The 22,188-nt window shown below is 36.3% G+C and carries 20 protein-coding genes and 1 other annotated feature; of the genes, 17 read left to right on the forward strand and 3 right to left on the reverse strand.

Going from position 1 to position 22,188, the window contains the following annotated elements; translation table 11 throughout:
* Positions 1-125 precede the first annotated feature (125 nt).
* A complete protein-coding gene (locus LZ480_RS08900; protein WP_241369057.1) occupies positions 126-1,589 on the forward strand; it encodes an MFS transporter in 1,464 nt (487 codons plus the stop codon).
* A gap of 42 nt (positions 1,590-1,631) precedes the next feature.
* Here LZ480_RS08900 and LZ480_RS08905 read toward each other — a convergent pair whose 3' ends face one another.
* Positions 1,632-3,374 carry a protoglobin domain-containing protein gene (locus tag LZ480_RS08905; protein WP_241369058.1) on the reverse strand — a complete coding sequence of 581 codons (1,743 nt, stop codon included), beginning with the start codon at positions 3,372-3,374 and terminating at the stop codon, positions 1,632-1,634.
* A gap of 243 nt (positions 3,375-3,617) precedes the next feature.
* Between LZ480_RS08905 and LZ480_RS08910 the strand changes: the two genes are divergently transcribed.
* The 7 genes from LZ480_RS08910 to LZ480_RS08940 all read left to right on the forward strand — a co-directional run bounded on the left by LZ480_RS08910 (position 3,618) and on the right by LZ480_RS08940 (position 8,688).
* Positions 3,618-4,067 carry a protoporphyrinogen oxidase gene (locus LZ480_RS08910; protein WP_241369059.1) on the forward strand — a complete coding sequence of 150 codons (450 nt, stop codon included), beginning with the start codon at positions 3,618-3,620 and terminating at the stop codon, positions 4,065-4,067.
* Position 4,068: 1 nt separating this feature from the next.
* Positions 4,069-5,001: an RNA methyltransferase gene (locus LZ480_RS08915; protein ID WP_241369060.1), complete on the forward strand. Its 933-nt coding sequence runs from the start codon at positions 4,069-4,071 to the stop codon at positions 4,999-5,001.
* A 166-nt stretch (positions 5,002-5,167) separates the two neighbouring features.
* Positions 5,168-5,602 (forward strand): MarR family winged helix-turn-helix transcriptional regulator, encoded by a 435-nt coding sequence (locus tag LZ480_RS08920; RefSeq protein WP_241369061.1) that lies wholly within the window; start codon positions 5,168-5,170, stop codon positions 5,600-5,602.
* A 49-nt stretch (positions 5,603-5,651) separates the two neighbouring features.
* The gene (locus tag LZ480_RS08925) at positions 5,652-6,635 is read left to right on the forward strand and encodes a ring-cleaving dioxygenase (RefSeq protein WP_408641604.1); all 984 of its coding nucleotides are present in this window, start codon (positions 5,652-5,654) and stop codon (positions 6,633-6,635) included.
* Positions 6,636-6,684: 49 nt separating this feature from the next.
* Positions 6,685-7,287, forward strand: coding sequence for an alpha/beta hydrolase (locus tag LZ480_RS08930; protein WP_241369063.1), 603 nt, complete (start codon positions 6,685-6,687; stop codon positions 7,285-7,287).
* 121 nt (positions 7,288-7,408) lie between these two features.
* Positions 7,409-8,347, forward strand: coding sequence for a ribonuclease Z (rnz, locus tag LZ480_RS08935; protein ID WP_241369064.1), 939 nt, complete (start codon positions 7,409-7,411; stop codon positions 8,345-8,347).
* A gap of 110 nt (positions 8,348-8,457) precedes the next feature.
* Complete coding sequence (locus tag LZ480_RS08940; protein WP_241369065.1) at positions 8,458-8,688, forward strand: acyl-phosphate glycerol 3-phosphate acyltransferase; 231 nt, start codon at positions 8,458-8,460, stop codon at positions 8,686-8,688.
* A gap of 209 nt (positions 8,689-8,897) precedes the next feature.
* Here LZ480_RS08940 and proC read toward each other — a convergent pair whose 3' ends face one another.
* On the reverse strand, positions 8,898-9,704 hold the full coding sequence (proC, locus tag LZ480_RS08945; protein ID WP_241369066.1) for a pyrroline-5-carboxylate reductase: 807 nt from the start codon (positions 9,702-9,704) through the stop codon (positions 8,898-8,900).
* Positions 9,705-9,755: 51 nt separating this feature from the next.
* Positions 9,756-9,969, reverse strand: a binding site (T-box leader).
* Between the two features lie 137 nt (positions 9,970-10,106).
* Here proC and LZ480_RS08950 point away from each other — a divergent pair.
* The gene (locus tag LZ480_RS08950) at positions 10,107-11,048 is read left to right on the forward strand and encodes an MBL fold metallo-hydrolase (RefSeq protein WP_241369067.1); all 942 of its coding nucleotides are present in this window, start codon (positions 10,107-10,109) and stop codon (positions 11,046-11,048) included.
* Positions 11,049-11,207: 159 nt separating this feature from the next.
* On the opposite strand, the gene hmpA is transcribed toward LZ480_RS08950, so the two are convergent.
* On the reverse strand, positions 11,208-12,380 hold the full coding sequence (hmpA, locus tag LZ480_RS08955) for an NO-inducible flavohemoprotein (protein ID WP_332844027.1): 1,173 nt from the start codon (positions 12,378-12,380) through the stop codon (positions 11,208-11,210).
* 199 nt (positions 12,381-12,579) lie between these two features.
* Between hmpA and LZ480_RS08960 the strand changes: the two genes are divergently transcribed.
* The 8 genes from LZ480_RS08960 (at position 12,580) to argH (ending at position 21,799) form a co-directional block, all read left to right on the forward strand.
* Positions 12,580-13,023, forward strand: coding sequence for an RrF2 family transcriptional regulator (locus tag LZ480_RS08960; protein ID WP_241369069.1), 444 nt, complete (start codon positions 12,580-12,582; stop codon positions 13,021-13,023).
* A 213-nt stretch (positions 13,024-13,236) separates the two neighbouring features.
* Complete coding sequence (locus LZ480_RS08965; protein WP_241369070.1) at positions 13,237-13,983, forward strand: SDR family NAD(P)-dependent oxidoreductase; 747 nt, start codon at positions 13,237-13,239, stop codon at positions 13,981-13,983.
* 394 nt (positions 13,984-14,377) lie between these two features.
* Complete coding sequence (locus LZ480_RS08970; RefSeq protein WP_241369071.1) at positions 14,378-15,883, forward strand: DUF6583 family protein; 1,506 nt, start codon at positions 14,378-14,380, stop codon at positions 15,881-15,883.
* Positions 15,884-15,901: 18 nt separating this feature from the next.
* Positions 15,902-17,116 (forward strand): ABC transporter permease, encoded by a 1,215-nt coding sequence (locus LZ480_RS08975; RefSeq protein WP_241369072.1) that lies wholly within the window; start codon positions 15,902-15,904, stop codon positions 17,114-17,116.
* Positions 17,113-18,231, forward strand: a complete 1,119-nt coding sequence (locus LZ480_RS08980; protein WP_241369073.1) for an ABC transporter permease — start codon at positions 17,113-17,115, stop codon at positions 18,229-18,231. Before LZ480_RS08975 ends, LZ480_RS08980 begins: the two co-directional genes overlap by 4 nt.
* Position 18,232: 1 nt before the next feature.
* Positions 18,233-18,895 carry an ABC transporter ATP-binding protein gene (locus LZ480_RS08985; RefSeq protein WP_332844033.1) on the forward strand — a complete coding sequence of 221 codons (663 nt, stop codon included), beginning with the start codon at positions 18,233-18,235 and terminating at the stop codon, positions 18,893-18,895.
* A 230-nt stretch (positions 18,896-19,125) separates the two neighbouring features.
* Positions 19,126-20,343, forward strand: coding sequence for an argininosuccinate synthase (locus LZ480_RS08990; RefSeq protein ID WP_241369075.1), 1,218 nt, complete (start codon positions 19,126-19,128; stop codon positions 20,341-20,343).
* Between the two features lie 82 nt (positions 20,344-20,425).
* Positions 20,426-21,799: an argininosuccinate lyase gene (gene argH, locus LZ480_RS08995; RefSeq protein WP_241369076.1), complete on the forward strand. Its 1,374-nt coding sequence runs from the start codon at positions 20,426-20,428 to the stop codon at positions 21,797-21,799.
* Positions 21,800-22,188 lie beyond the last annotated feature (389 nt).

Here is a 22,188-nt window from a genome sequence, read left to right on the forward strand (position 1 = left end):
TTTTGCATTTTGTGCTCTTTTTGTAATAGAAGATCGATCTTTGTGAGAATTGCTATCATTTGAGTGGAGAACTGGCAAAACAGCATGCTATAATAGAAAGGATCTAAACGTATCAGGAGGAGAAAATGAAGATTCATCCGCTACGAATTTTACGCATAATAGGTGTACTTGATGGACTCTCACTTATTACATTATTATTTATTTCAATGCCTTTAAAATATTTTGCTGATTTACCGTTATTTGTTACAGTGAACGGAAGTGTTCATGGTGGCATATTCTTGTTGTATGTTTTGGCAATTGCAATTGTACAACTGCGTATTCAGTGGGGAGTCAGTTGGTCGTTACTTTCCGTTTTAGTTGCCTTTATTCCATTTGGTAATTTTGTTTTAGATGTTAAACTAAGAAAAATGGAAAAAACAATGCGTGTCAAACCATTTCCTACACACTGGTTAGTTTATGCGATAATATTCTTTTCGTTTTTTGATTTATTTGTTCAATTGCCGATTATGAGTACATATGCGTTATCTGTTGGTGCGACAACATTTATAGCAGGTATAGTTGTTGGGATGTATTCGTTTATGAATACGTTTGGCAATATTTTTTCAGGTGTATTTACGGATAAAATTGGGGCGTTTCGTATTTTAGTTTTTGGCTTATTTACATCATCAATTTCCCTTTTTTGCTACCAATTTGTTGATAGTCCTGAAATATTGATATTTGTCCGTTGTATTCACGGCTTTAGTAGTGGCTTTATTACACCAGCTGCGTTTACTTTACTTGCCAATATTCGACGTGCAGATGAGCAAGGAAGTGGTAGTGCTGTTACAGGGGCATTTGTAGGCATCGCCGCAATTATTGGTCCGGCTACAGGCGGCATTTTAGCAAGTAAAATTTCAGTTCCGAATGTGTTAAGCTTTGTGGCAGTTTATGGCATCATTTTATTAATAGGTTTGTTCTTGCTTTTACGTAAAATTTCGTTGCCAATGCGTGTAAAGAAACGAGTTAATGAAAAGATGAAATGGAATTTAGGTATTATGAAAGCTTATGGTGGGGCATTTTTCTTAATGTTTTCGCAAGGTGTTCTGGCATATTTACTGCCCATTCATATTCAAAATTTAGGATATAGTTCACGAATGTCCGGCACATTATTAAGTGTTTTTGGTATTGTAGCTGTGTTAATATTCATTTTGCCAACAAATCGAATTTTTGATTTTGTCAATGCACAAATCACATTGTTAATAGGTGTAGTGCTTTTAGGGATTGCACAAATTGGCATCGGATTCGCTGATGACATATTGTGGTTATATGGGACGTTAGCAATGTATGGGGTAGGCTTTGCATTTTTATTTCCATCGATTAATGCTGTTTTAATTGAGGCTACAACTGAAAAAACGCGCGGAAAAGCATATGGTTATTTTTATGCATTCTTCTCAATAGGTGTGGTTGCTGGATCTGCCATATTAGGGACGCTCAATTTAGTTGGTAAGCCAGGTTTTCTTTTTACCGGAGCAGTGTTATTTATCTTTAGTTTGTTTGTATTGGTTACATTAATAGCATCCAAAGTACCGTTTTTAAAAGCACGTACATAAACGAAAGAGGGCACCCAATGATTTGGTAGCCCTCTTTTCGCTTTATTTTATGACATTTGGTTTCTTGCTGATTAAAATGCGTTGTAATTCACGTAGTTTTTCAATTACGATTTGTGAATTATTTGTAATCTCTTCTAAATATTGTTGAGCGCATGATTCATCGCTATCATGAAAGGCTTGTACGGCTTTTTTCGCAAGCTCATGAATATGAATGAATGGCTGTTCTAATTCACGATAAGAAGGTTCATGCCCAAGTAAACTCTTCCCTTTTCCATAGTACCAATCACCGAGACGTGATTGCTTTGGTGAATCTACTTGATCGGCAGTCATTTTTTCAAATCCGAGCATTAAGTTATAAATACGCCAGCGCCATAATAAATGATCCGTAATTGCCAACTCTATAATATCTTCTTGACTAATGATCGCATTTTTGGCAATTGTATTCGTACGAAAATGGTCAATCATTTTACTTAGTTGGTAAATCGCTAAGCCGGTTTCGTGTACAATCGTTTGGCTGAACTCCATATTTTTCGTAACGTTTTTGTTGCTTTCAGTAATTGTGTTTGCCGCTACTGATTGTGACTTTGTATTTTTTACAATTTCGTTTAAACGTTCACCCTGTATGTGGAAGGAGTCATTTAATTGGCGAAGCGTTTCGAAAATGTGTACGGTGTTACCTACACCTTTATGTAAATCCTCAGATAAACTTGTCGTAAGTGAACGGATAGTTAAAGTGATTTTTAAAAGCTGCTGAATATCAGAGGTAATGATTGTAATCGATTGTTTAATATCATCTGAAAGGCGGCGTACATCAGAAGCAACAATTGAGAATCCTTGACCGGCCTCACCAGCTCGTGCCGCTTCAATCGACGCACTAAGCGCTAATAGATTCGTTTGTTCAGCAAATGCTTTAATAGTATCAGCTAGACGAGTTACATTATGAACACGTTTTACAAGCTGCTCGATTTCAAGTTGAATGGCTACTTGTCCTTTGTCAGCGGTCGTTAAAATTTCGGATACTTGCTGCAATTTTGATAGATGCTCTGACATTTTCGAGATTTGCGTACCAGTTTGTTCGTTAATATCACTAACAGTGGATGCAATTTGTTCGATACTGATATCAAGTTGCTGCATAGCACGTTCAGTTTCTAGAATTTCGTAACTTTGATTACGTTGGAAATGAACAAGCTCTTTTATTGATTCAAGTTTAGTATTATATGAAATAATGTCACCAAGTCCAGTGACAACTGAGTTTGCTTGAATTTCGATATAAGTTTCTACTATGATTTGTTGGTCAATCGTCACTAAGCTTTCATAGGCAAGCAATACATCAATCATTTTCGCTTGATTTTTATAGAGTTTTTTTACAATCGCAGGGCGAATTAATTGGTTGATTAATGTGTAAGCAGAAATCATCCAGTTAGGTAATACACCTATTCGTGCATGGGTATATGCAATTTGGCGACGTTTAAATACATAATCTATATCGAGCTCATCATTAAATAAGCTCATAAAATGCTTATCAAACGTTACTTTTAATCGTTCAACGGTAGAATTTGCAAAAATAATTGTGCGAAAACTTTCTGTCTGTAACAAACGATCATAAAAACTCGTTAAAATATAATCGCGATTTTCTATGTAAATTTCTTTTAAAATACCAACAGATTCCCGGCGTTCACGAGTTAAAGCTAAAAAGTCGAGTTTTTCTTTGAAGCGTTCATTCGATTGAATATCGGAATTATCTGCAGTTGTAAAATAATCGGAGTAATTCATTTTGTTGGACATGTAAAACTTCACGCTCCATTTGAATAATATGTAAAATATTATAAGTTAAATCATCTTTGTAAGCTACTGGAATTAGTGAACACTACTTATTATTTGTGGCAAAACGACAAAATTATCATTGAAAAGACAAATTCATATACGTTAATTATCGCCTGTGTTTGTAATGCAATGAAATGAATTGTCGTGTATACTAAACAAGGTGAAAATTTAGAAACGTTGAACAAACTGAAAGGACTTATAATCATGGTGAAGTTACATTTAGAAGTATTGGAACGATGCAGTAAAGAAACTGAAGATACAATTACTGCAGAAGGATTAGCATTTGCGGCAACGCCAATTTCATATTTAAAGGAAAATCAAGGTGAGTTTATTTATGTCGAATGCACTCAGTTTATCGATATTCGTATCGATGCAGTTGCATTAGAATTTGATGACGCATTTAATCTTTATACCGCATTATTTGGATTAAAGCTGCAAAAGAAACATGGCGAGGCAATCCGAAAATATTTAAAAGCGAATGTGAAATCAGTGTTAGGTAGTAGCAGCGCGGCATTCTCGGGTCAAGAAGGACTTTGGGAATTAAATATAGCCGTAGATTGCATTGAAGGATTTAATGATTCGATGTCAATTGAGGAAGTATGTGAATTCCTGTATCATTTTGTTGCGCAATTATTAACGACAGTTGACGTATAATATGCAATATTTGTATAGCTTTGCTTGGCAAAAGGACGAATTTGAGATTTCACGTTTAGAAATGCGCACGTTTTTTAACTTCGACGTGGAAGACAATGTTTTAATTAGCGAGCAAAAAATAGAACCAAGTCGCAGTCCGTTTATGCGAGAGCGTTTAGACATTTGGGCACAAGGGACAACATTTGAACAGTTGGTTGACTTTGCAAAACAAATACAGCTTGGTGACAAATCATTTAAAATTCATGCTTTAAATAATAGTAAAGATGCAATTTTACCAAAGCTTACGCGTACAGTTCGTAACGATATGATGAAAAAAATTGGCTACGCAATTAATGCTGAGCCTGATTTAGATAACCCAGATGTATTAATTGGATTAGTGCTTTATAAGGATGTCTATTATTTAGGTGAGTTGGTGCATGGCGAAGCAGTGTGGCTGCACCATATGCAAAAGCCTGAAATGTATTCAACCGCACTAAGTACACGAGATGCACGAGCAATTGTAAATATTGCGGCTCCATTTCCACAAGGGTTAAAAGTGATTGATCCATGCTGTGGTATTGGTACTGTGTTAGTCGAAGCAATGAGCATGGGAATTCCTATAGAGGGGCGAGACATTAATAAGCGTGTTGTTTGGGGATCACGCATTAATTTACGACACTTTGGATTTGAGCCAAGAGTGGAAGTTGGACCAATTGAAGAAGCAAGTGAAGGCTATGATGTGGCCATTATTGATATGCCATATAATTTATTTACGCATATAACAGAAGATTTACAGCAAAGCATTATTACGAATGCACGACGTATAGCAAAGCGTGTCATTATCGTAACAATTGAAGCGATGGACGACAAAATTACTCGTGCTAATTTAACGATTACCGATCAGGCGATATTAAAAAAGGGTACATTTGAACGCCAAGTTTTAATTTGTGAATAACTATAGAACACTTCATTCTAATTTAATATGGGATGAAGTGCTTTTTTTTTCAATAAATCGAGCGCTATTTGATCTTACATAGGTTGACATGATGTTAAATCCATGATATATTTATCTCGAATTAAAGATAAATGAAATCGAAGTTAATTTGAAAGGAGGGGCAGTGATGAGCCAGTATGATTTGCAGTTAAAGGCATTTACAGTTTTGAACCGTGCTGCAAATGCAAGTCAAGAAGTGACTAAAAAACATGCTTTAGCTAGCAATTTAAATTTAACAGAATTTGCAGTTTTGGAGTTTCTTTATCATAAAGGTGAGCAACCTATTCAAATTATCGGTAAAAAGGTTTTAATCGCTAGCAGCAGTATTACGTATGTCGTAGATAAGCTCGAACAAAAAGGCTTTGTACATCGAAAATCATGTGCAAATGACCGACGAGTAACCTATGCGGAATTGACAGATTTAGGTGAACAACAAATAGCAGAAATATTTCCAACACATGAACAAAAAATTTCAGAAATATTCGAAGTGCTTTCAAACGAAGAAATGGAAACACTAATCATACTTTTAAAACGTATTGGACATCATGCAAGTAACATTTAAAAAATTTTAATAAAATATCTCGAAATCGAGAAAAATGGAGGAAACAAAAATGAACCATATTAAAGGTATTCACCACGTAACAGCAATTACAAGCAGTGCAGAAAAAAATTATGAGTTTTTCACATATGTATTAGGAATGCGTCTTGTGAAAAAAACAGTAAACCAAGATGACATTCAAACATATCATCTATTCTTTGCAGACGATAAAGGCTCTGCTGGGACAGACATGACATTCTTTGATTTCCCAGGAATTTCGAAGGGGGTACATGGAACAGATGAAATATATAAAACGGCATTTCGAGTTCCAACAGATGCTTCACTTGAATATTGGGTAAAACGCTTTGACCGATTAAATGTAGAACATGAAGGAATTCAAACGCAATTTGGAAAGCAAACGTTATCATTTGTAGATTTTGATGATCAACAATATATGTTTATTTCTGATGAAAACAATAAAGGTATTGCATCTGGAACACCTTGGCAAAAAGGACCGATTCCACTAGAATTTGCGATTACAGGCTTAGGACCAGTTCAAATTCGTATTTCTCGCTTCGATTATTTTAAAGAGGTTCTTGAAAAAGTAATGGTTATGCGTGAAGTAGCAGTAGAAGGCGATTTACATTTATTCGAAGTAGGCGAAGGTGGGAATGGTGCATCGGTTATCGTCGAAGAAAATACAAAATTAGCGCCAGGTCGTCAAGGTTTTGGTACAGTACACCATGCGGCATTCCGTGTAGAAGATACAGCAGTATTACATGAATGGATTGACCGTATGGAAAGCTTTGGCTTCGGTACATCAGGTTATGTAGATCGATTCTTCTTTGAATCGTTATATGCACGCGTTGCACCAGGCATTTTATTTGAATGGGCTACAGACGGTCCTGGATTTATGGGAGACGAGCCATACGAAACAGTCGGTGAAATTTTATCATTACCACCGTTCCTAGAATCAAAACGTGACTATATCGAAAGTGTTGTTCGACCAATTGATACAGTACGATCAACAAAAACAATTGAAAAAGAATACGAATAATTCGTAGTGTGAATGTAAAAAAATTTATTTTGAATAGGAGCGGTTATAGGTGCATCACATTTTTAAACAGGGTAACAAGCAAAAACCAGTATTCTTATTGTTACATGGTACTGGCGGTGACGAAAATAGCTTACTTGCATTAGCTGAAATTATTGACCAAGAAGCTTCTGTATTAAGTGTCCGCGGAAATGTATTAGAGCATGGTATGCCAAGATTTTTCCGTCGTATTGCAGAAGGTGTATTTGATATGGAAGATTTAGCTGCGCGTACAAAAGAGCTATATGAATTTTTAGATGAAGCTGCTACAAATTATGAATTTGAACGAAAGAATGTCATTGCCATTGGCTATTCAAATGGGGCGAATATTGCCGCAAACTTGTTATTTGAATTTGAAGATGCGTTAACAGGCGTGATTTTGCATCATCCAATGGTTCCTAATCGAAATGTGATAATCCCAACTCAACATTCGAAGGTATTTATCGCTGCAGGGGTGAATGATCCGATTTGTCCTCAGCATGAGGCAACGGATTTACAAACAATGCTTGCAAATGCAGGGGCTGATGTAACGCTGGAGTGGGAATCCAATGGTCACCAATTAACAATGAGTGAAGTACAAAAAGCAAAAGCCTGGTATGAACAGTCTTTTGCATAATATTAAAGAGCTAATACTGTTAATTCGTATTAGCTTTTTTTAGTATTCGCACTTATAATAAAAAGCAATAATCGCTTCATTCATGAGGCACAATACGTATTCTCGTGATTGGAGGACGACAATGCAATTACAATTTTTAGGTACTGGCGCAGGGATGCCGTCAAAAGACCGCAATACAAGTGCACTAGCAGTAAAATTATTAGAAGAATGTGGCTCAATTTGGCTGTTTGATTGTGGTGAGGCAACACAACACCAAATTTTACACACTACGATAAAACCACGGAAAATTGACAAAATTTTTATTACGCACTTACATGGAGATCATATTTTTGGCTTACCTGGATTTTTAAGTTCACGCTCTTTTTTAGGGGGAGAAGAATTACTAACCATTTATGGGCCAAAAGGGTTGCAGCAATGGGTTGAGCAAACTTTGAAGTTATCAAATACACATGTTACTTATTCGATAGCGTTTGTTGAAGTTGAAGAAGGAATCGTTTTTGAAGATTCACAATTTATCGTTCGTGCGATGCCGCTTGAGCATGTTATTGAATGCTTTGGATATCGTATAGAACAAAAAGCACTGCCAGGTGAACTGTTAATCGACAAAGCTATTCAGCTAGGTGTGCCAAAAGGTCCGTTACTAGGAAAACTAAAGGTCGGCTATGATATAACTTTAGATGACGGCTCAATAGTCCTTAGTAAAGAGGTTACGAGTGAACTAAAGGAAGGCTTTACCGTGACAATTTTAGGCGATACGAAGTTTTGTAGCAATGCGATTACATTAGCAGAAAAAGCGGACATCGTTATTCATGAAGCAACATTTGACCATTCAACCATTGAACTTGCGGCACAGTATGGTCATGCAACGAATACAGAGGCTGCAAAAGTAGCGCAGTTGGCAAATGCCAAATATTTAATATTAAATCATATTAGTGCGCGCTTCTTAAAAAGCGATTTAATTCCGTTTTTAAAGGAAGCACAAGAGCAGTTCCCAAATACATTTATCGCCAACGATCAAACGCAATATGAATGGCGCCAACATCAATTACATGAACTATAACAGATAAAGGATAGAGGTGCTTCAATAGCGAAGTACCTCTTTTTTATATTTAGAAAATTATAGTAATATCGCATAAAATTACGTTATAATGAGCAAAAGGGGGATGAATTATGCAACAACCAACAATTACACCAAAGCTATTACGACTACTTGTGATTTTTCCAAATGTGATGAGCTATATTTTACTATTTGGCGTAGTTATTTATATTCGTACAAATTTAGAATTTTTAAAGGAAACAGGCGGATTAACAATGTGGGTAATATTTGCTGCATTGCTTGGTCCAATTGCAATTTATACTACATATAGTATTGTAAAACGTATTCGTAATGGTTCTTTATAAAAGGGGGTTTGCAAAAAGTTAAAGATTTTTACGCAGTGCATTCCTCATGTATTAATAATCCGCTTGAGGCTGCTTTTCGTGTCAGAATAGGAACGGATGCTAAAATCGTCACATCGTGTGACAACGCAAATTCATGACCAGCTTCGTGCTGGACTCCATCCTCGGCGCAAAATGAGTGTCCCAGAATTACTTCTCGGACACTCTCTTTTCTATTCTCCACGTGCCAATTCACGGGAGCGATTTTCGGCACTGCGAATACAGTTGGCAATTGCATCATTAAATGCCATCGCATCTAACGCTTTTATTCCCGCTTCGGTCGTACCTCCTGGACTTGTTACTTTTTTGCGCAATACCTCAGGTTCTTCATTTACGGATTTTAGCATTTCTGCAGAGCCCGCAATCGTCTGTATCATTAATTCCCGGACAATTTCTTTAGATAAACCAAATTCAGTACCTACACGTTCAAATGCTTCAACCAAATAGTATAAATAAGCAGGACCACTGCCTGAAAGTGCGGTAACTGCATGTAATTTATCTTCTTCAACTTCAATAACAATGCCAACCGCTTCGAGCATTTGAATATATTGTGCATGTTGTACATCATTGATTAATTTATTAAACGCAATTCCAGAGGCTGACATACCTATAGTTGCAGATGTATTAGGCATGACACGAGCAATCGGACGCTCTCCTAGATGATCTTCTATTGTAGCAATACTAATGCCAGCTAAAACAGATAGAATAGAAACGTGAGGTTCAATAAATGGCTTAATGGCATCCATTGCAAGACGTGCATCTTTTGGCTTCACCGCTAAGATAATTAAGTCTGCCCCTGTTAATTGTTCATAGCCTTCTAATTGTTGAACGCCGTATTTTGATGATAATTGTTGTAATCGCTGTTGATTGGAACGATTAGATATATAGACAGACTCAGGTTGAATGACATTATTCTCGACCCATCCATGTATAAGTGCTTCCGCAATTGAACCCGCACCAATAAAGATAATTTTTTGCATAGTACTTCCTCCACATCATTTTTCCAAAATAAAAAGCGCTCTCGTCCTATATAAAAGGACGAAAACGCTACAAGTTTCCGCGGTACCACCTAAATTCACACATATTGTGTGCTGCTTTAACCTTCTTATCGCGAAGGGGGACGGTTATGTTGTCATAACAGCTCAAAAGGAGGTTCGATTATTTTAGCGGGTTATGCCGATTTCAGCAAAGACGACACTCTCTATAACCATAAAATAATGTACTTAGCTTTCTCATTGCATATAAATTTATAATTATCAAAAATTATAGTTTTGTAATGAAAAACTGTCAAGTAAAGACGTGACGAATATAAAAAAAAGGTGTAAAATAAATGAATATTCATTCATTTGTACATATACGAGCAGTATAAGGGGGATTCAGTAATGGAAGTACACAAAATAGTTATTCCAACTCCATATGCGGTTGGAGATGTAAACGCATTTTTAGTAAAAGGGGATACATTGACGTTATTTGACGCAGGACCAAAAACCGAGGAAGCATATGAAGCGATTAAATGGGGTTTACGCGGTGCAGGTTATGAGTTGAAAGATGTTGAGCAAGTCGTATTAACGCATCATCACCCCGATCATGCAGGTTGGGTAGATGCCTTTGTTGGTACAGAAATTTTAGGGCATCGCTATGTTGATCATTGGATGCGCAAAACAGATGAATTTTTAGCGTATTACGACCGCTTTTACACTAAGCATTTAATTGAACAAGGGGTTCCAGAAAAATATATTCCACGTATTTTAAAAGTGAAGGGTGAAGTAGAGCTATTTGGGACAACACCGCTAACGCAATTTTTAAAAGAAGGGGATGAAGTACCTGGGCACCCTGGCTTAAAAGTCTATGAAACTCCCGGACATGCGCAAAGTCATTTAATTTTTATCGACGAAAAAACGCGCGAATGTATTGGTGGCGATCTGTTATTAGAACGCACATCATCGAATCCATTAGTTGAGCCTCCAGTTGAACTCACGATGGAGCGACCAAAATCATTACTTCAATATAATTCTTCATTAAAGAGGTTGCGAGATTTAGAAGTTACAAAAATGTATACTGGGCATGGCGGAGAAGTGACGAATATCGTTCAATTAATTGACGAGCGCTTAGAAAAGCAAAAGCAACGAGCGCTAAAGGTACGAGACATGATTGAACAGCCAAAAACAAATTTTGAGGCAACAACGCAGCTCTTTGAACGGATTTATCAACAACAGTTAGGGCTGACACTTTCAGAAACAATAGGTCAAATGGACTACTTAATAGATGAAGGCCTAGCTGAAATTGAGATGCGCGATGGTATTTATTATTATAAAAAGGCATAAAGAAGGGAGTGTCCGAGAAGTATTTCTTGGACACTCCCTTTGCGCCGAGGATGGTGAGAATTTATTCTGACCACCGCAGAAGCACCGCCTATAGCGGATTATTACTACACGAGGTTGGCACTGTCCAAAAAGTTATGACTTTTTGGACAGCCCTACATATTATCTAGTTGTTTGAATTTGTAATGCCATGGCAGCGCCGAAGAATTCGTAATGAATATTTTCTGAAGGAACATTTAATTCAACTAAGTTTGAAATAACTGCTTCCATGAAGGCGATTGGACCACATACATAAACTTCAGTACCGTCTTCAAGTAATGATGCAATTTGCTCTTTTGTAACATAGCCTTCTGTCTCACTAAAAACTGCTGTGTAAATACCACCTAATGCGTCAACTTTTTCTTCGATTGTTTCTGTGAATGCTGCAACATTCTTACTACGTGCACATTGAAGGAATGAAGCTTTGCGATCATCGATTGATTGTAGCATACTTTGTAATGGTGTAACACCTACACCACCAGCGATAAATAATACAGGATTATTATTGTCCGATAATGTGAATACACCAGCTGGAGCACTTAATTGTACTTGTGTGCCAACGTTCGAATCGTGCAAGAAATTAGAAACTACTCCATTTGGATTTTCATCGTTTTCACGTTTAACAGAAATACGGAAATATTCTTCAGTACCTTCTGTAACTGTATATTGACGGTTCATTAAATACTCTTGTCCAGGAACTTGAACGCGGATGGAAATGTATTGACCTGCAGAGAATGCAGGTAATTTTGAACCGTCAGCTGGTTTCAAGTAGAATGATTTAACAACATCGCTTTCTTCTACAATTTCAGCAATTTCGAAGTCTTTAAATAAGCGCCAGCCACCATTATTTTCAGAAGCTTTGTATAGATCTTCTTCTACTGAAATGAATACATCCGCAATTACGCCGTATGCTTGACCCCAAGCTTCAATTATTTCGTCTGTTGCTGCGTCACCTAATACTTCTTTAATCGCAGCTAATAAATATTTTCCTACGATTGGGTAATGCTCTGGTAAAATACCTAAACTTACGTGCTTATGCGCAATTTGTACAACTGCTGGTACGATTGCTTCTAAGTTTTCAATATGAACTGCAGCTGCGTATACTGTGTTTGCTAAAGCTGTTTGTTGACGGTCTTTCTTTTGGTTTGTGTGATTAAAAATGTTTAATAATTGTGGGTTGTCATTAAATAGGTTTTTGTAAAATGTTTTAGTAATCGCTAATCCGTGTACTTCTAATACTGGTACAGTTGCTTTGATTGTGTCGATTGTTTGTTTCGTTAACATAAGGAATTCCACCCTTCTATTTACAAGAACTTATTGTTCGTTCTTTGTGATTTCAATATACTGCTGCTGAATCTCTAAAGCAATATAGAAAATACATCTTTAACAAATTTGTCACAAACATATATATAAAATACATCTTTAAAAATAAGTTGGAATTCTCGACCTATTGTGAGAAAGTGTTATACTAATATGTAGAAAGTTGGTGAGAAACGTGCGCTTAACTGTATATACAGACTATTCTTTACGTACGCTCATGTATTTAGGCGTGCGTGGTCAAGACCATCTAGCGACGATTCAAGAAATAGCAGATGCCTATCAAATTTCCAAAAACCATTTAATGAAAGTTACGTATGATTTAGGGCAACACGGATATATTGAAACAATTCGAGGGCGCGGCGGCGGTATTCGTTTGGCCATCAATCCTAAAAATATTAATATTGGTGAGGTTGTGCGTAAAACCGAGGAAGATTTTCATATAGTAGAATGTTTCAATCCAGAAAGTAATTTATGTAAAATTTCTCCTGAGTGTCAATTGAAATTTGCACTTCATCAAGCATTAAAAGCATATTTGGCTGTTTTAGATTCGTATACTTTAGATGACGTATTAGTTTCGAAAGACGGTTTAACTGAATTATTTGGAATAAAGAAAAACTAGTAAATGAATAATAATTTACTAGTTTTTTTTTCAAAAAAATAACGGAATTCTTCCTATTAAAAATGTATATAGGTACATTATATTGGAATGTTATTGCACATTTTGTGACTATCTGATAATTTCGAGGACGATTGCTGTAATTAAACGGAAATTTACTCTGTTAAACTAAATTGAAGTCCGATAAAATAGTAAACGTTAATCGGAGGTGAAAAGTTGAGCAAAACAATCTTTATTACAGGGGCAACAAGTGGAATCGGACTTGAAATGACGAAGCAATTGATTGCACAAGGTCATACCGTATATGCAACAGGACGAAATCCAAATGTTTTAAAATCACTAGAGCATTTAGGGGTGGTAACAATCCAAGCAGACCTGTGTAATTCAATGGATATTGACCGTGTGGTATCATTACTACCAGCTATTGATGTTGCGATTTTAAATGCAGGCTTAGGCTATTTTTCGAATGCTTTTGATTTGCTAGATGAAGAAGTGGATCAAATGCTAGATCTCAATGTAAAAGCACCAATTTTTTTAGCCAAACGTTTAGCACCTCAAATGATCGAAAGAAAAAGTGGACACTTTATTTTTGTTAGCTCACAAGCAGGTAAAGTGGCAACAAAAAAAGCGAGTGTCTATGCAGCAAGTAAGCATGCGATTACTGGGTTCGTTAACGGTTTACGCATGGAGCTTGCTGAATATAAGATTGCAGTTACAGGAATTTATCCTGGACCAATTGATACCCCATTCCTACAAAAAGCGGATGAGACGAATGCTTATCGCAAGGCTATTAGCAATTTTTTAATTCAGCCAAGTAAAGTGGCAAGTGAAGTCGTTGAAGCAATAGAATCGAGGCCGCGGGAGATAAATTTACCGCGCATATTAGGAATTACGAGTAAATTGTATGTGGTAGCACCAAAAATGGTGGAGTTTTTTGGACGTAGTTTTTTTAATAAAAAATAATAGGTAATTCAACAAATAGATTATTTATTATTATCAAATCATTAATAGAATACATAGTATATAAGATTCGGTTAATTACTTATGAATGAAACATGAGCTCCATCGAATTTTTGCCATTGTAAATCTCGTGATCTGACACTCGATGTTTTAATTACTTCAGCAGAGGTTTTCACTTCTACAAGTGGGGATGAATACAAAGTGTGTCCATAATTTGGTAATGGCAAACCTCGGCTGTATAGGGAAGCTTAGGAAAACACCGCCGTGCCGTCTAGCAACGTATGAGAGCCCACTATTGTGCAGGTCTCAAGTCATTTTTGGGTACCACTGATTATTATCGTGGTGTTCTAGAAAATAGAAAAACAAGTAAATTTAATGAGAGAAGGTACATGTTGTAATGAAAAAAAGCGTTATTATTGGAATTATTGTGGCATTTCTTACAATTGGTGGGGGAGCAACAGCCTTTTTCATCTTTAACAAATCGGCGAAGCAACAATATTTCCTTGCAGAAACAAAAACAATGGAAAAATCAATTGAACTTTTCCAAGACAAATATGCAAATGAATTTGAATGGTATGATAAGTCTAAAAATGATGTGACAGAATACGTGATGGATTTTTCAGCAAGTCCAGGGGAAGAAATGTTAAGTTTTTTAGATCCACAAATACTGGATACTGTTGAAAACTCTTCGTTAAAAATTACGACGCAATCGGATATGAAAAAAGGCGAAATCATGGCTAAAATGGATGCCAACGTAATGGATGTTGAATTTAACGATTTTATTATGTACTTAACGTCTGAGAAATTATTAGTATCATTACCATTTTTACAAGATACAATTCAATTAAATGACAAAGATTTTGGAAACGTAATGCGTATGACAGATCCAAATTATGAAGGTAGCGAAACATTAGGGCTTGATCAAATGACAGGCAAAAACTCATTATATTCGGATGAAATGTCCGAGTATTTGGAAAAGGAATATTTAAAGTATTTTTATGAGGAACTTCCTGAAGAAGCCTTTACAGTAGGAGAAAAGGAAGAAGTAAAAATTGGTGAGAAAAATCTAACAGGTGAAAAGGTTACAATGAAATTAACGGAGCAAGAAGTGAAAGATCTTTTCGTTAAAGTACTTGAAAAAGCGAAAAAGGATGACAAATTAGAAGGTCTGATAAAATCATTATATGAACAAAGCTCAGGAATGGCCATGTCAACATTAGATATTAATTTCTCAAAAGAAATGGATACAGTTATTGAAGAAATGATCCAAGGAATTAAAGATTCAAGCATTCCAAAAGGGTTAACTTCTGTTATTTGGCATCAAAAAGATTTAATTGTTCAACGTCATTTTGAAATGACAATTGGAGAAGAAACGATTGTTATTGATGGTAAACAATCAATTGAAGATACAAAACAAATTTTTGAATATGAAATTGGCGATAAAACAGATAAAGTAATTATTACAGGTGACCTTATTTGGAAAGGCCAAAAAGCGTTAGATACAATTACTGTGAAAATGGACGGTGATGCGTCATACCTAGAATACAAAGGGGATGAAACATTAAAAGGTGATACACGTACGTTTACAAGAACTATTTCATTTGAAGATGACTATTCAAGCTTTGCGATGGATTGGTCAGGTGAAGCGACGCATGAAAAGGATCAAATGAAAGCGGATCATCAGTTTGCGATTGCGCTTGATGAGAGCGAGCTATTCGACTTAAATGTAAATCAAACGGCAAAAGTGATTAAAGAAGTAAGCTTTGATGCGGGAGACAGCGTAGTAAATATTGGTGAAATGGACCAAAATGCGTTCGATAAATATTTTAATGAAACATTATATGAACAATCCGAAGAGTGGTTAACGGATAAGTTCATGGAATTTGAAAATCTTTTCTACTAATGAAATCAGGTGATGACGATGAAAAACCTTGTATTTTTCACACATCAATACTTGACACAAATGAAGAAGAAGTGGTGGAAACTACTTCTTCTTTTCTTGTTTCCAATGATGATAATCGGACTGTCCTTTATGGCTTTGACATCGATATTTTCACAGAATGAACAACAAAAAATGTCGATTGCCATTGTCAATGAAGATTTTTCAAGTGAGAGTCAACTATTGGCACAACTAATTGTGACAGTTTTGAAAGAAAATACATATGTACAGGCAGAGCTCCTTTCAATGGAAGAAGCAGAAGCGCGGTTGAAGCAAAATGAAAGTACAGCCGCGATTATTTTCCCGAGTAATTTTGCCCAGGATTTATATGAAGGGGCTTCAGTAAAGCTCCACGTGCTCGGTAACCCACAAGAAAAAACGCAAAGCATGGTCGTTAATGAACTTGTTGAAACGATTACCCGTTATATTTCATCTGCGCAGGCGAATATTTTGACGGTGTATCATTATGCGAAAGAGACATCAATTTCACCGGAAGAATTGGAAAGTTTAAAATTAGAGCTCTTAATGGATTTTACATTTTATACAATGGGGAAAAGTAAAGTTTTACGTGAGCATGAGTGGGTGTTGCTCCCATTTGAAAATCCGTTGCATTATTATTCATTCGCTATTTTATTTTGTTTAACCATCATTTGGTCGATTTTGCTATTTGTATTTTTATCGAAGCAAACATCGAAAAGCTTACAAGTTCGCTTGAAATTGGCCGGTGTTGCAATTTGGCAGGAGCATGTTGCGCGGATTATCACGACATTTATGACGGTACTTACCCTTTCGATTGTCCTTTTTGTTATTGGGCTTTCACAATTGGAAGTAAATTATTATGCACTTGATTACTTTAGAATTTCTTTATTTATTGGCTTACTTATCTTGCATACGATTGTCTTATGTGCCATTTTCGATATTGTTTTATATTCAGATAAAGTGAAGCTATTCATTTCGTTATTTTTATGCGTTTTACTTCTTGCAGTGAGTGGTGCGGTTTTTCCGACGATTTATTTCCCATATGGCATGCAGCAACTATTCCCGTATTTTTATACGTATGACAATTGGAAATGGTTGACTGAGCTTATTTTTGAAGAGCGTAATTATGCTTCATATACAAAGAGTGGGTTTTGGCTCTTCTTGGCACTCTCACTATATAGTAGTCTCGTATACGTGAAGGGGAGGTTAGCCCGTTGAGAACATTACTTTTTACACGAATGTTGCTAATAAAAAAGCAGGCATTTTCTACATTCATTTGGCTTGTTATGCCACTTGTTTTAACGACTGTCCTCATTCAATGGATGACTGATGTTGTCGAGGATGGGCAAGTTCCTGTTGCCATTGTGGATGAAGACAACAGTGAACTATCTAAAGCATTTATTCAAGAACTTCAGCAAATCGATTTTTTAAACATTCAATTAATGAGTAAGCAAAAAGCGCTATATGCATTAGAGAAAAATCAGATTGATAGTGTATTTATTGTAAAACGTCATTTTGAAAAACAATTGCGAAATAATAAACGACACCATTTAATCGAAGCGTATTCAACGAACCGATCGTATTTTTATTTTGCGGTAAAAGAAAATATTAGTTCCCTTGCACAGCGTAAAGCAACACAAGCAAAAGCGGCTCATGAAGTGAAGAAATTACTCAACAAATATGAAAGTGATATTCACTGGTCGTTCGATCAAATTGTGGCTGAAGGGGAGCAACGTGAGGAACGTTATGAATTATTAACTGTTGATTTTTCCTTTTACAATGAATCTTCTACCCCTACAAAAAAAGACGTTTTATTGAGTCCGTGGGGCATATGGGCATTTTTTGCACTCATTTCAACTTTTTATTTATTGGATTGGATCATTAAAGAATCCAATCATCCAGTCGTCGTGCGCTGGTTGCAAACTAAAATCTCGTACACTACTTATTTTTTCAATACATTAGGTTTTTATTTATTATTTATGCTCGGGATTGATTTTTTAACATATCAATTACTTGAAACAAAATTTGTATGGTTTGAATTTTTAGCGATTGTCATTTTTCGATTGAGTTGTGTTGCACTGGCGTTATTTGTCGCAGTCCATATGAAACATACGTTGAGTTATCATTTCATCACACCAATCATTACGTTACTGCTCACATTTCTTGGTGGGGCATTCATCCCAATAGAGCAACTTGTTGTGAAATGGCCATTGTTGAGCGAAATGAGCCCCGTGTATGCATTATTACAATGGGATGTTTCACTCATTTGGAGTATTTTCATAGTGCTTGTATGCATTTATGTGTATAGAAAGGAGTCGAGACGTTTTGCTTGAAGTGAAAAATATTAATAAGAAGTATCGTAGCCATGAAATTTTGCAAAATGTTTCGATGTATATTGCGCGCGGTGAAATGGTAGGGCTTGTCGGGCAAAATGGGGCAGGAAAATCAACCTTTTTGCAAATTGTTGCAACAGCGATGAGCGTAAATTCCGGCGATTTAAAACTAAATGGACTTTCCTATAAAGATAATTTAAAGGCCGTTCGTCGTCAAATCGGTTATGTTCCACAAGAGGTCGCATTGTGGGAACATATGACGGTTCGAGAAAATATGTTGTTTTTTGCAAAGCTAAGTTGGAACAAATTATCCGATGAGCAATGTCGAGCCATTTGTGAAAATATGCAATTGCATGAGTGGGATAAGCAAGTAAGTGCGTTATCAGGCGGTATGAAACGCAAACTCAATATTGCTTTAAGCCTCATTGATGATCCACAGCTCCTTATTTTAGACGAGCCGACAGTAGGTATAGATTTAAAATCCAAAACAGAAATTGTGCGCTTCCTTATGCAGCAGGCAAAGGAACATCAAAAAATGATTCTTTATACGTCTCATGATATGGAGGAAATTACGACCTATTGTGACCGGGTGTATATGATGGGCGATGACTCATTTTACGATGACTACTTGCAGAGGAAAGGAATTTCACTTGAAAAAATATAAAATTAGTCCATCGATTAAGGTAGATGAAATCCAGTATAAATGTACAATTTTTAGAAAAAAATGATTTAAACGAGTATTCTAAAGCAGCATAAAACAGTCGTTTTCAGACATGGCGGAAAAGTCTAAAATTTAATATAAATACAGTTGCGTTTATTTTTATTCCATGTTACCATTCGTGTATAAACAATTATATAAATGTATAAAAATACATATAGGTGGAGGGAATTACCATGGCAAATAAAAAAGTCGTATTAGCATATTCAGGTGGTTTAGATACATCAGTAGCAATTCCGTGGTTAAAAGAGCAAGGATGGGACGTAATCGCGGTATGTCTTGACGTGGGTGAAGGAAAAGATTTAGAGTTCATTAAAAACAAAGCACTTCAAGTAGGTGCTGTTGAATCATACATGATCGATGCAAAGGATGAGTTTGCTGAAGAGTACGCGCTTATCTCTCTACAAGGTCACACTTGGTATGAGCAAAAGTACCCGTTAGTATCTGCATTATCTCGTCCATTAATTTCAAAAAAATTAGTAGAAATCGCGACAGAAACAAATGCAGACGCGGTAGCTCACGGCTGTACAGGTAAAGGGAATGACCAAGTACGTTTCGAAGTTTCAATTAAAGCATTAAACCCAGATTTAGAAGTTTTAGCTCCTGTACGTGAGTGGGGCTGGAGCCGTGACGAAGAAATCGAATACGCTGCAAAACATGGTGTTCCAATTCCTGCTACAATCGACTCTCCATTCTCAATCGACCAAAACTTATGGGGTCGTGCAAACGAAGCGGGTGTAATGGAAGATCCTTGGGTAGCACCACCAGAAGAGGCTTATGGTTTAACGGTTTCGGTCGAAAACGCACCGGATACAGCAGAAATCGTAGAAATTGAATTCGTAGAAGGTAAACCAGTATCAATAAATGGTCAAGAAATGAAGTTAGCTGATTTAATCGAGGAATTAAATAAAGTAGCTGGCGCACACGGGGTTGGCCGTATTGACCACGTTGAAAATCGTTTAGTAGGTATTAAATCTCGTGAAGTATATGAAATTCCAGGTGCAAAAGTGTTATTAACAGCGCACAAAGAATTAGAAGATATTACATTAGTTAAAGAGCTTGCACATTTCAAGCCAATTATCGAGCACAAATTATCTGAAATCATTTATAACGGTCTTTGGTTCAACCCAATTCGTACAGCGTTAGAAGCGTTCTTAAAAGAAACGCAAAAGTATGTAAATGGTACAGTTCGTGTGAAACTTTATAAAGGTCACGCTATCGTTGAGGGACGTAAATCTGCAAACTCTTTATACTCTGAAGAATTAGCAACTTACTCAAAACACGATAAATTCAACCATGCTTCAGCTGTAGGCTTCATCGAATTATGGGGCATGCCAACAGTCGTTGCTTCAGAAGTAGCAAAAAACACAAAATTACCATCTGAAATAAAATAATTAATAAGTGAGAGCGATTCGGAGCCCGAGTCGCTTCTTCTTTTAACCAAAGACAATATAAGAGCTGTTAGGAGAGAACAACATGGCAAAATTATGGGGCGGACGTTTCCAAAAGTCAGCAGAGGCCTGGGTCGATGAATTCGGCGCATCTATTGGCTTTGACCAACAATTAGTATTAGAAGATATCGAAGGCTCAGTAGCGCACGTAACAATGCTTGGCGCGCAAAACATTTTACCTACAGAAGACGTATCAAAGATTTTAGAAGGCTTAGTACAGCTAAAGCTAAAAGCAGAAGCAGGCGAATTAAAATTTACAGTAGCAAATGAAGACATTCACTTAAACTTAGAAAAAATGTTAATTGATTTAATCGGTCCTGTTGGTGGGAAATTGCATACGGGGCGTTCACGTAACGATCAAGTAGCGACGGATATGCACTTATTCTTAAAGAAACGTGTGCCTGAAGTAATGGGATTAATTGAGAACTTCCAAAATACCATCATCAATCAAGCTGAGCAACATATTGATACTATTGCACCAGGCTATACACATTTACAGCGTGCGCAGCCAATCTCTTTAGCGCATCATTTAATGGTGTACTTCTGGCAATTACAGCGTGATAAAGAGCGTTTCAATGAATCGATGAAGCGTATTGATATTTTACCATTAGGTGCTGGGGCAATGGCGGGGACAACTTTCCCGATTGACCGTTTAAAATCTGCTGAGCTTCTAGGGTTTGCCGATGTCTATGCGAATTCAATGGACGCGGTAAGTGATCGTGACTTTATCGTGGAATTTTTATCGAATTCAGCGCTCCTAATGACACACTTATCACGATTTGCAGAAGAAATAATTATTTGGTCTACTGATGAATTTAAATTTATCGAACTTGATGATACCTTCTCAACAGGTTCATCAATCATGCCTCAAAAGAAAAACCCGGATATGGCTGAGCTGATTCGTGGAAAAGCGGGTAGAGCATTTGGTAATTTAGTCGGCCTATTAACGGTTCTTAAAGGTACGCCACTAACGTATAACAAGGACATGCAAGAAGATAAGGAAGGCATGTTTGATACGATGGAAACGGTACTTGGCTCACTTAAAATCTTTGAAGGTATGGTGCGTACTATGACAGTCAACAAACCTCGTCTTCATAGTGCGGTACATTCAGACTTCTCAAATGCAACGGAATTAGCCGATTACCTTGCAACGAAAGGCATGCCATTCCGTGAAGCACATGAAGTAACAGGGAAGTTAGTCTTTACATGTATTCAACAAGGTATTTACTTATTAGATTTACCATTAGAAGCAATGCAAAAAGAATCAAGCTTAATTGAAGAAGATATTTACGCAGTATTAGCGCCAGAAGCTGCTGTTAGTCGCCGTAACTCTTTAGGTGGGACAGGTTTTGGGCAAGTGAAAATTCAAATTGAAAAAGCGAAAAGCTTGCTTGTTTAAAGATAGCACAAAAATTGAATAATAGATTTATATAACGATTTCTAGGATTTTTTCTAGAAATCGTTTTTTTGAATTAGTATTGAAAAAAAGTGAGTGAGAATTAACAATTTAAAAAAATTTACAAAAAAATCATCTTTATTAAATTTCACCTTTTCAATTATATGGTATTGTGATAAGTTGAATTGAAATGTATAATATTTAGAAAATTCTAATTATTCTGTGATTATTGTAAATGTAGTAAAAGGTAAATTGGAAAACTTGTACAGTAAGTTTCTAAAAAAGGGATTAGTTATGTAGCTGACATCATAGAATAATAACACGATTAACAAAACTAAGTTACTTTGTGCATGAATTTAGAAAACATGTAGCACAGTAAATTATTTAAGATT

This window comes from Solibacillus palustris (assembly GCF_022549215.1).
GTDB lineage: Bacteria > Bacillota > Bacilli > Bacillales_A > Planococcaceae > Solibacillus > Solibacillus daqui.

Bases quoted from the DNA above. Each gene is read 5' to 3' on its own strand.
- LZ480_RS08925 (WP_408641604.1), top strand. From the start codon at position 5,652: ATGAACCATATTAAAGGTATTCACCACGTAACAGCAATTACAAGCAGT.
- LZ480_RS08970 (WP_241369071.1), top strand. From the start codon at position 14,378: ATGAAAAAAAGCGTTATTATTGGAATTATTGTGGCATTTCTTACAATT.
- LZ480_RS08950 (WP_241369067.1), top strand. From the start codon at position 10,107: ATGGAAGTACACAAAATAGTTATTCCAACTCCATATGCGGTTGGAGAT.
- argH (WP_241369076.1), top strand. From the start codon at position 20,426: ATGGCAAAATTATGGGGCGGACGTTTCCAAAAGTCAGCAGAGGCCTGG.
- LZ480_RS08915 (WP_241369060.1), top strand. From the start codon at position 4,069: ATGCAATATTTGTATAGCTTTGCTTGGCAAAAGGACGAATTTGAGATT.
- LZ480_RS08910 (WP_241369059.1), top strand. From the start codon at position 3,618: ATGGTGAAGTTACATTTAGAAGTATTGGAACGATGCAGTAAAGAAACT.
- LZ480_RS08940 (WP_241369065.1), top strand. From the start codon at position 8,458: ATGCAACAACCAACAATTACACCAAAGCTATTACGACTACTTGTGATT.
- LZ480_RS08990 (WP_241369075.1), top strand. From the start codon at position 19,126: ATGGCAAATAAAAAAGTCGTATTAGCATATTCAGGTGGTTTAGATACA.
- rnz (WP_241369064.1), top strand. From the start codon at position 7,409: ATGCAATTACAATTTTTAGGTACTGGCGCAGGGATGCCGTCAAAAGAC.
- LZ480_RS08900 (WP_241369057.1), top strand. From the start codon at position 126: ATGAAGATTCATCCGCTACGAATTTTACGCATAATAGGTGTACTTGAT.
- LZ480_RS08920 (WP_241369061.1), top strand. From the start codon at position 5,168: ATGAGCCAGTATGATTTGCAGTTAAAGGCATTTACAGTTTTGAACCGT.
- LZ480_RS08905 (WP_241369058.1), bottom strand. From the start codon at position 3,374: ATGTCCAACAAAATGAATTACTCCGATTATTTTACAACTGCAGATAAT.
- LZ480_RS08975 (WP_241369072.1), top strand. From the start codon at position 15,902: ATGAAAAACCTTGTATTTTTCACACATCAATACTTGACACAAATGAAG.
- proC (WP_241369066.1), bottom strand. From the start codon at position 9,704: ATGCAAAAAATTATCTTTATTGGTGCGGGTTCAATTGCGGAAGCACTT.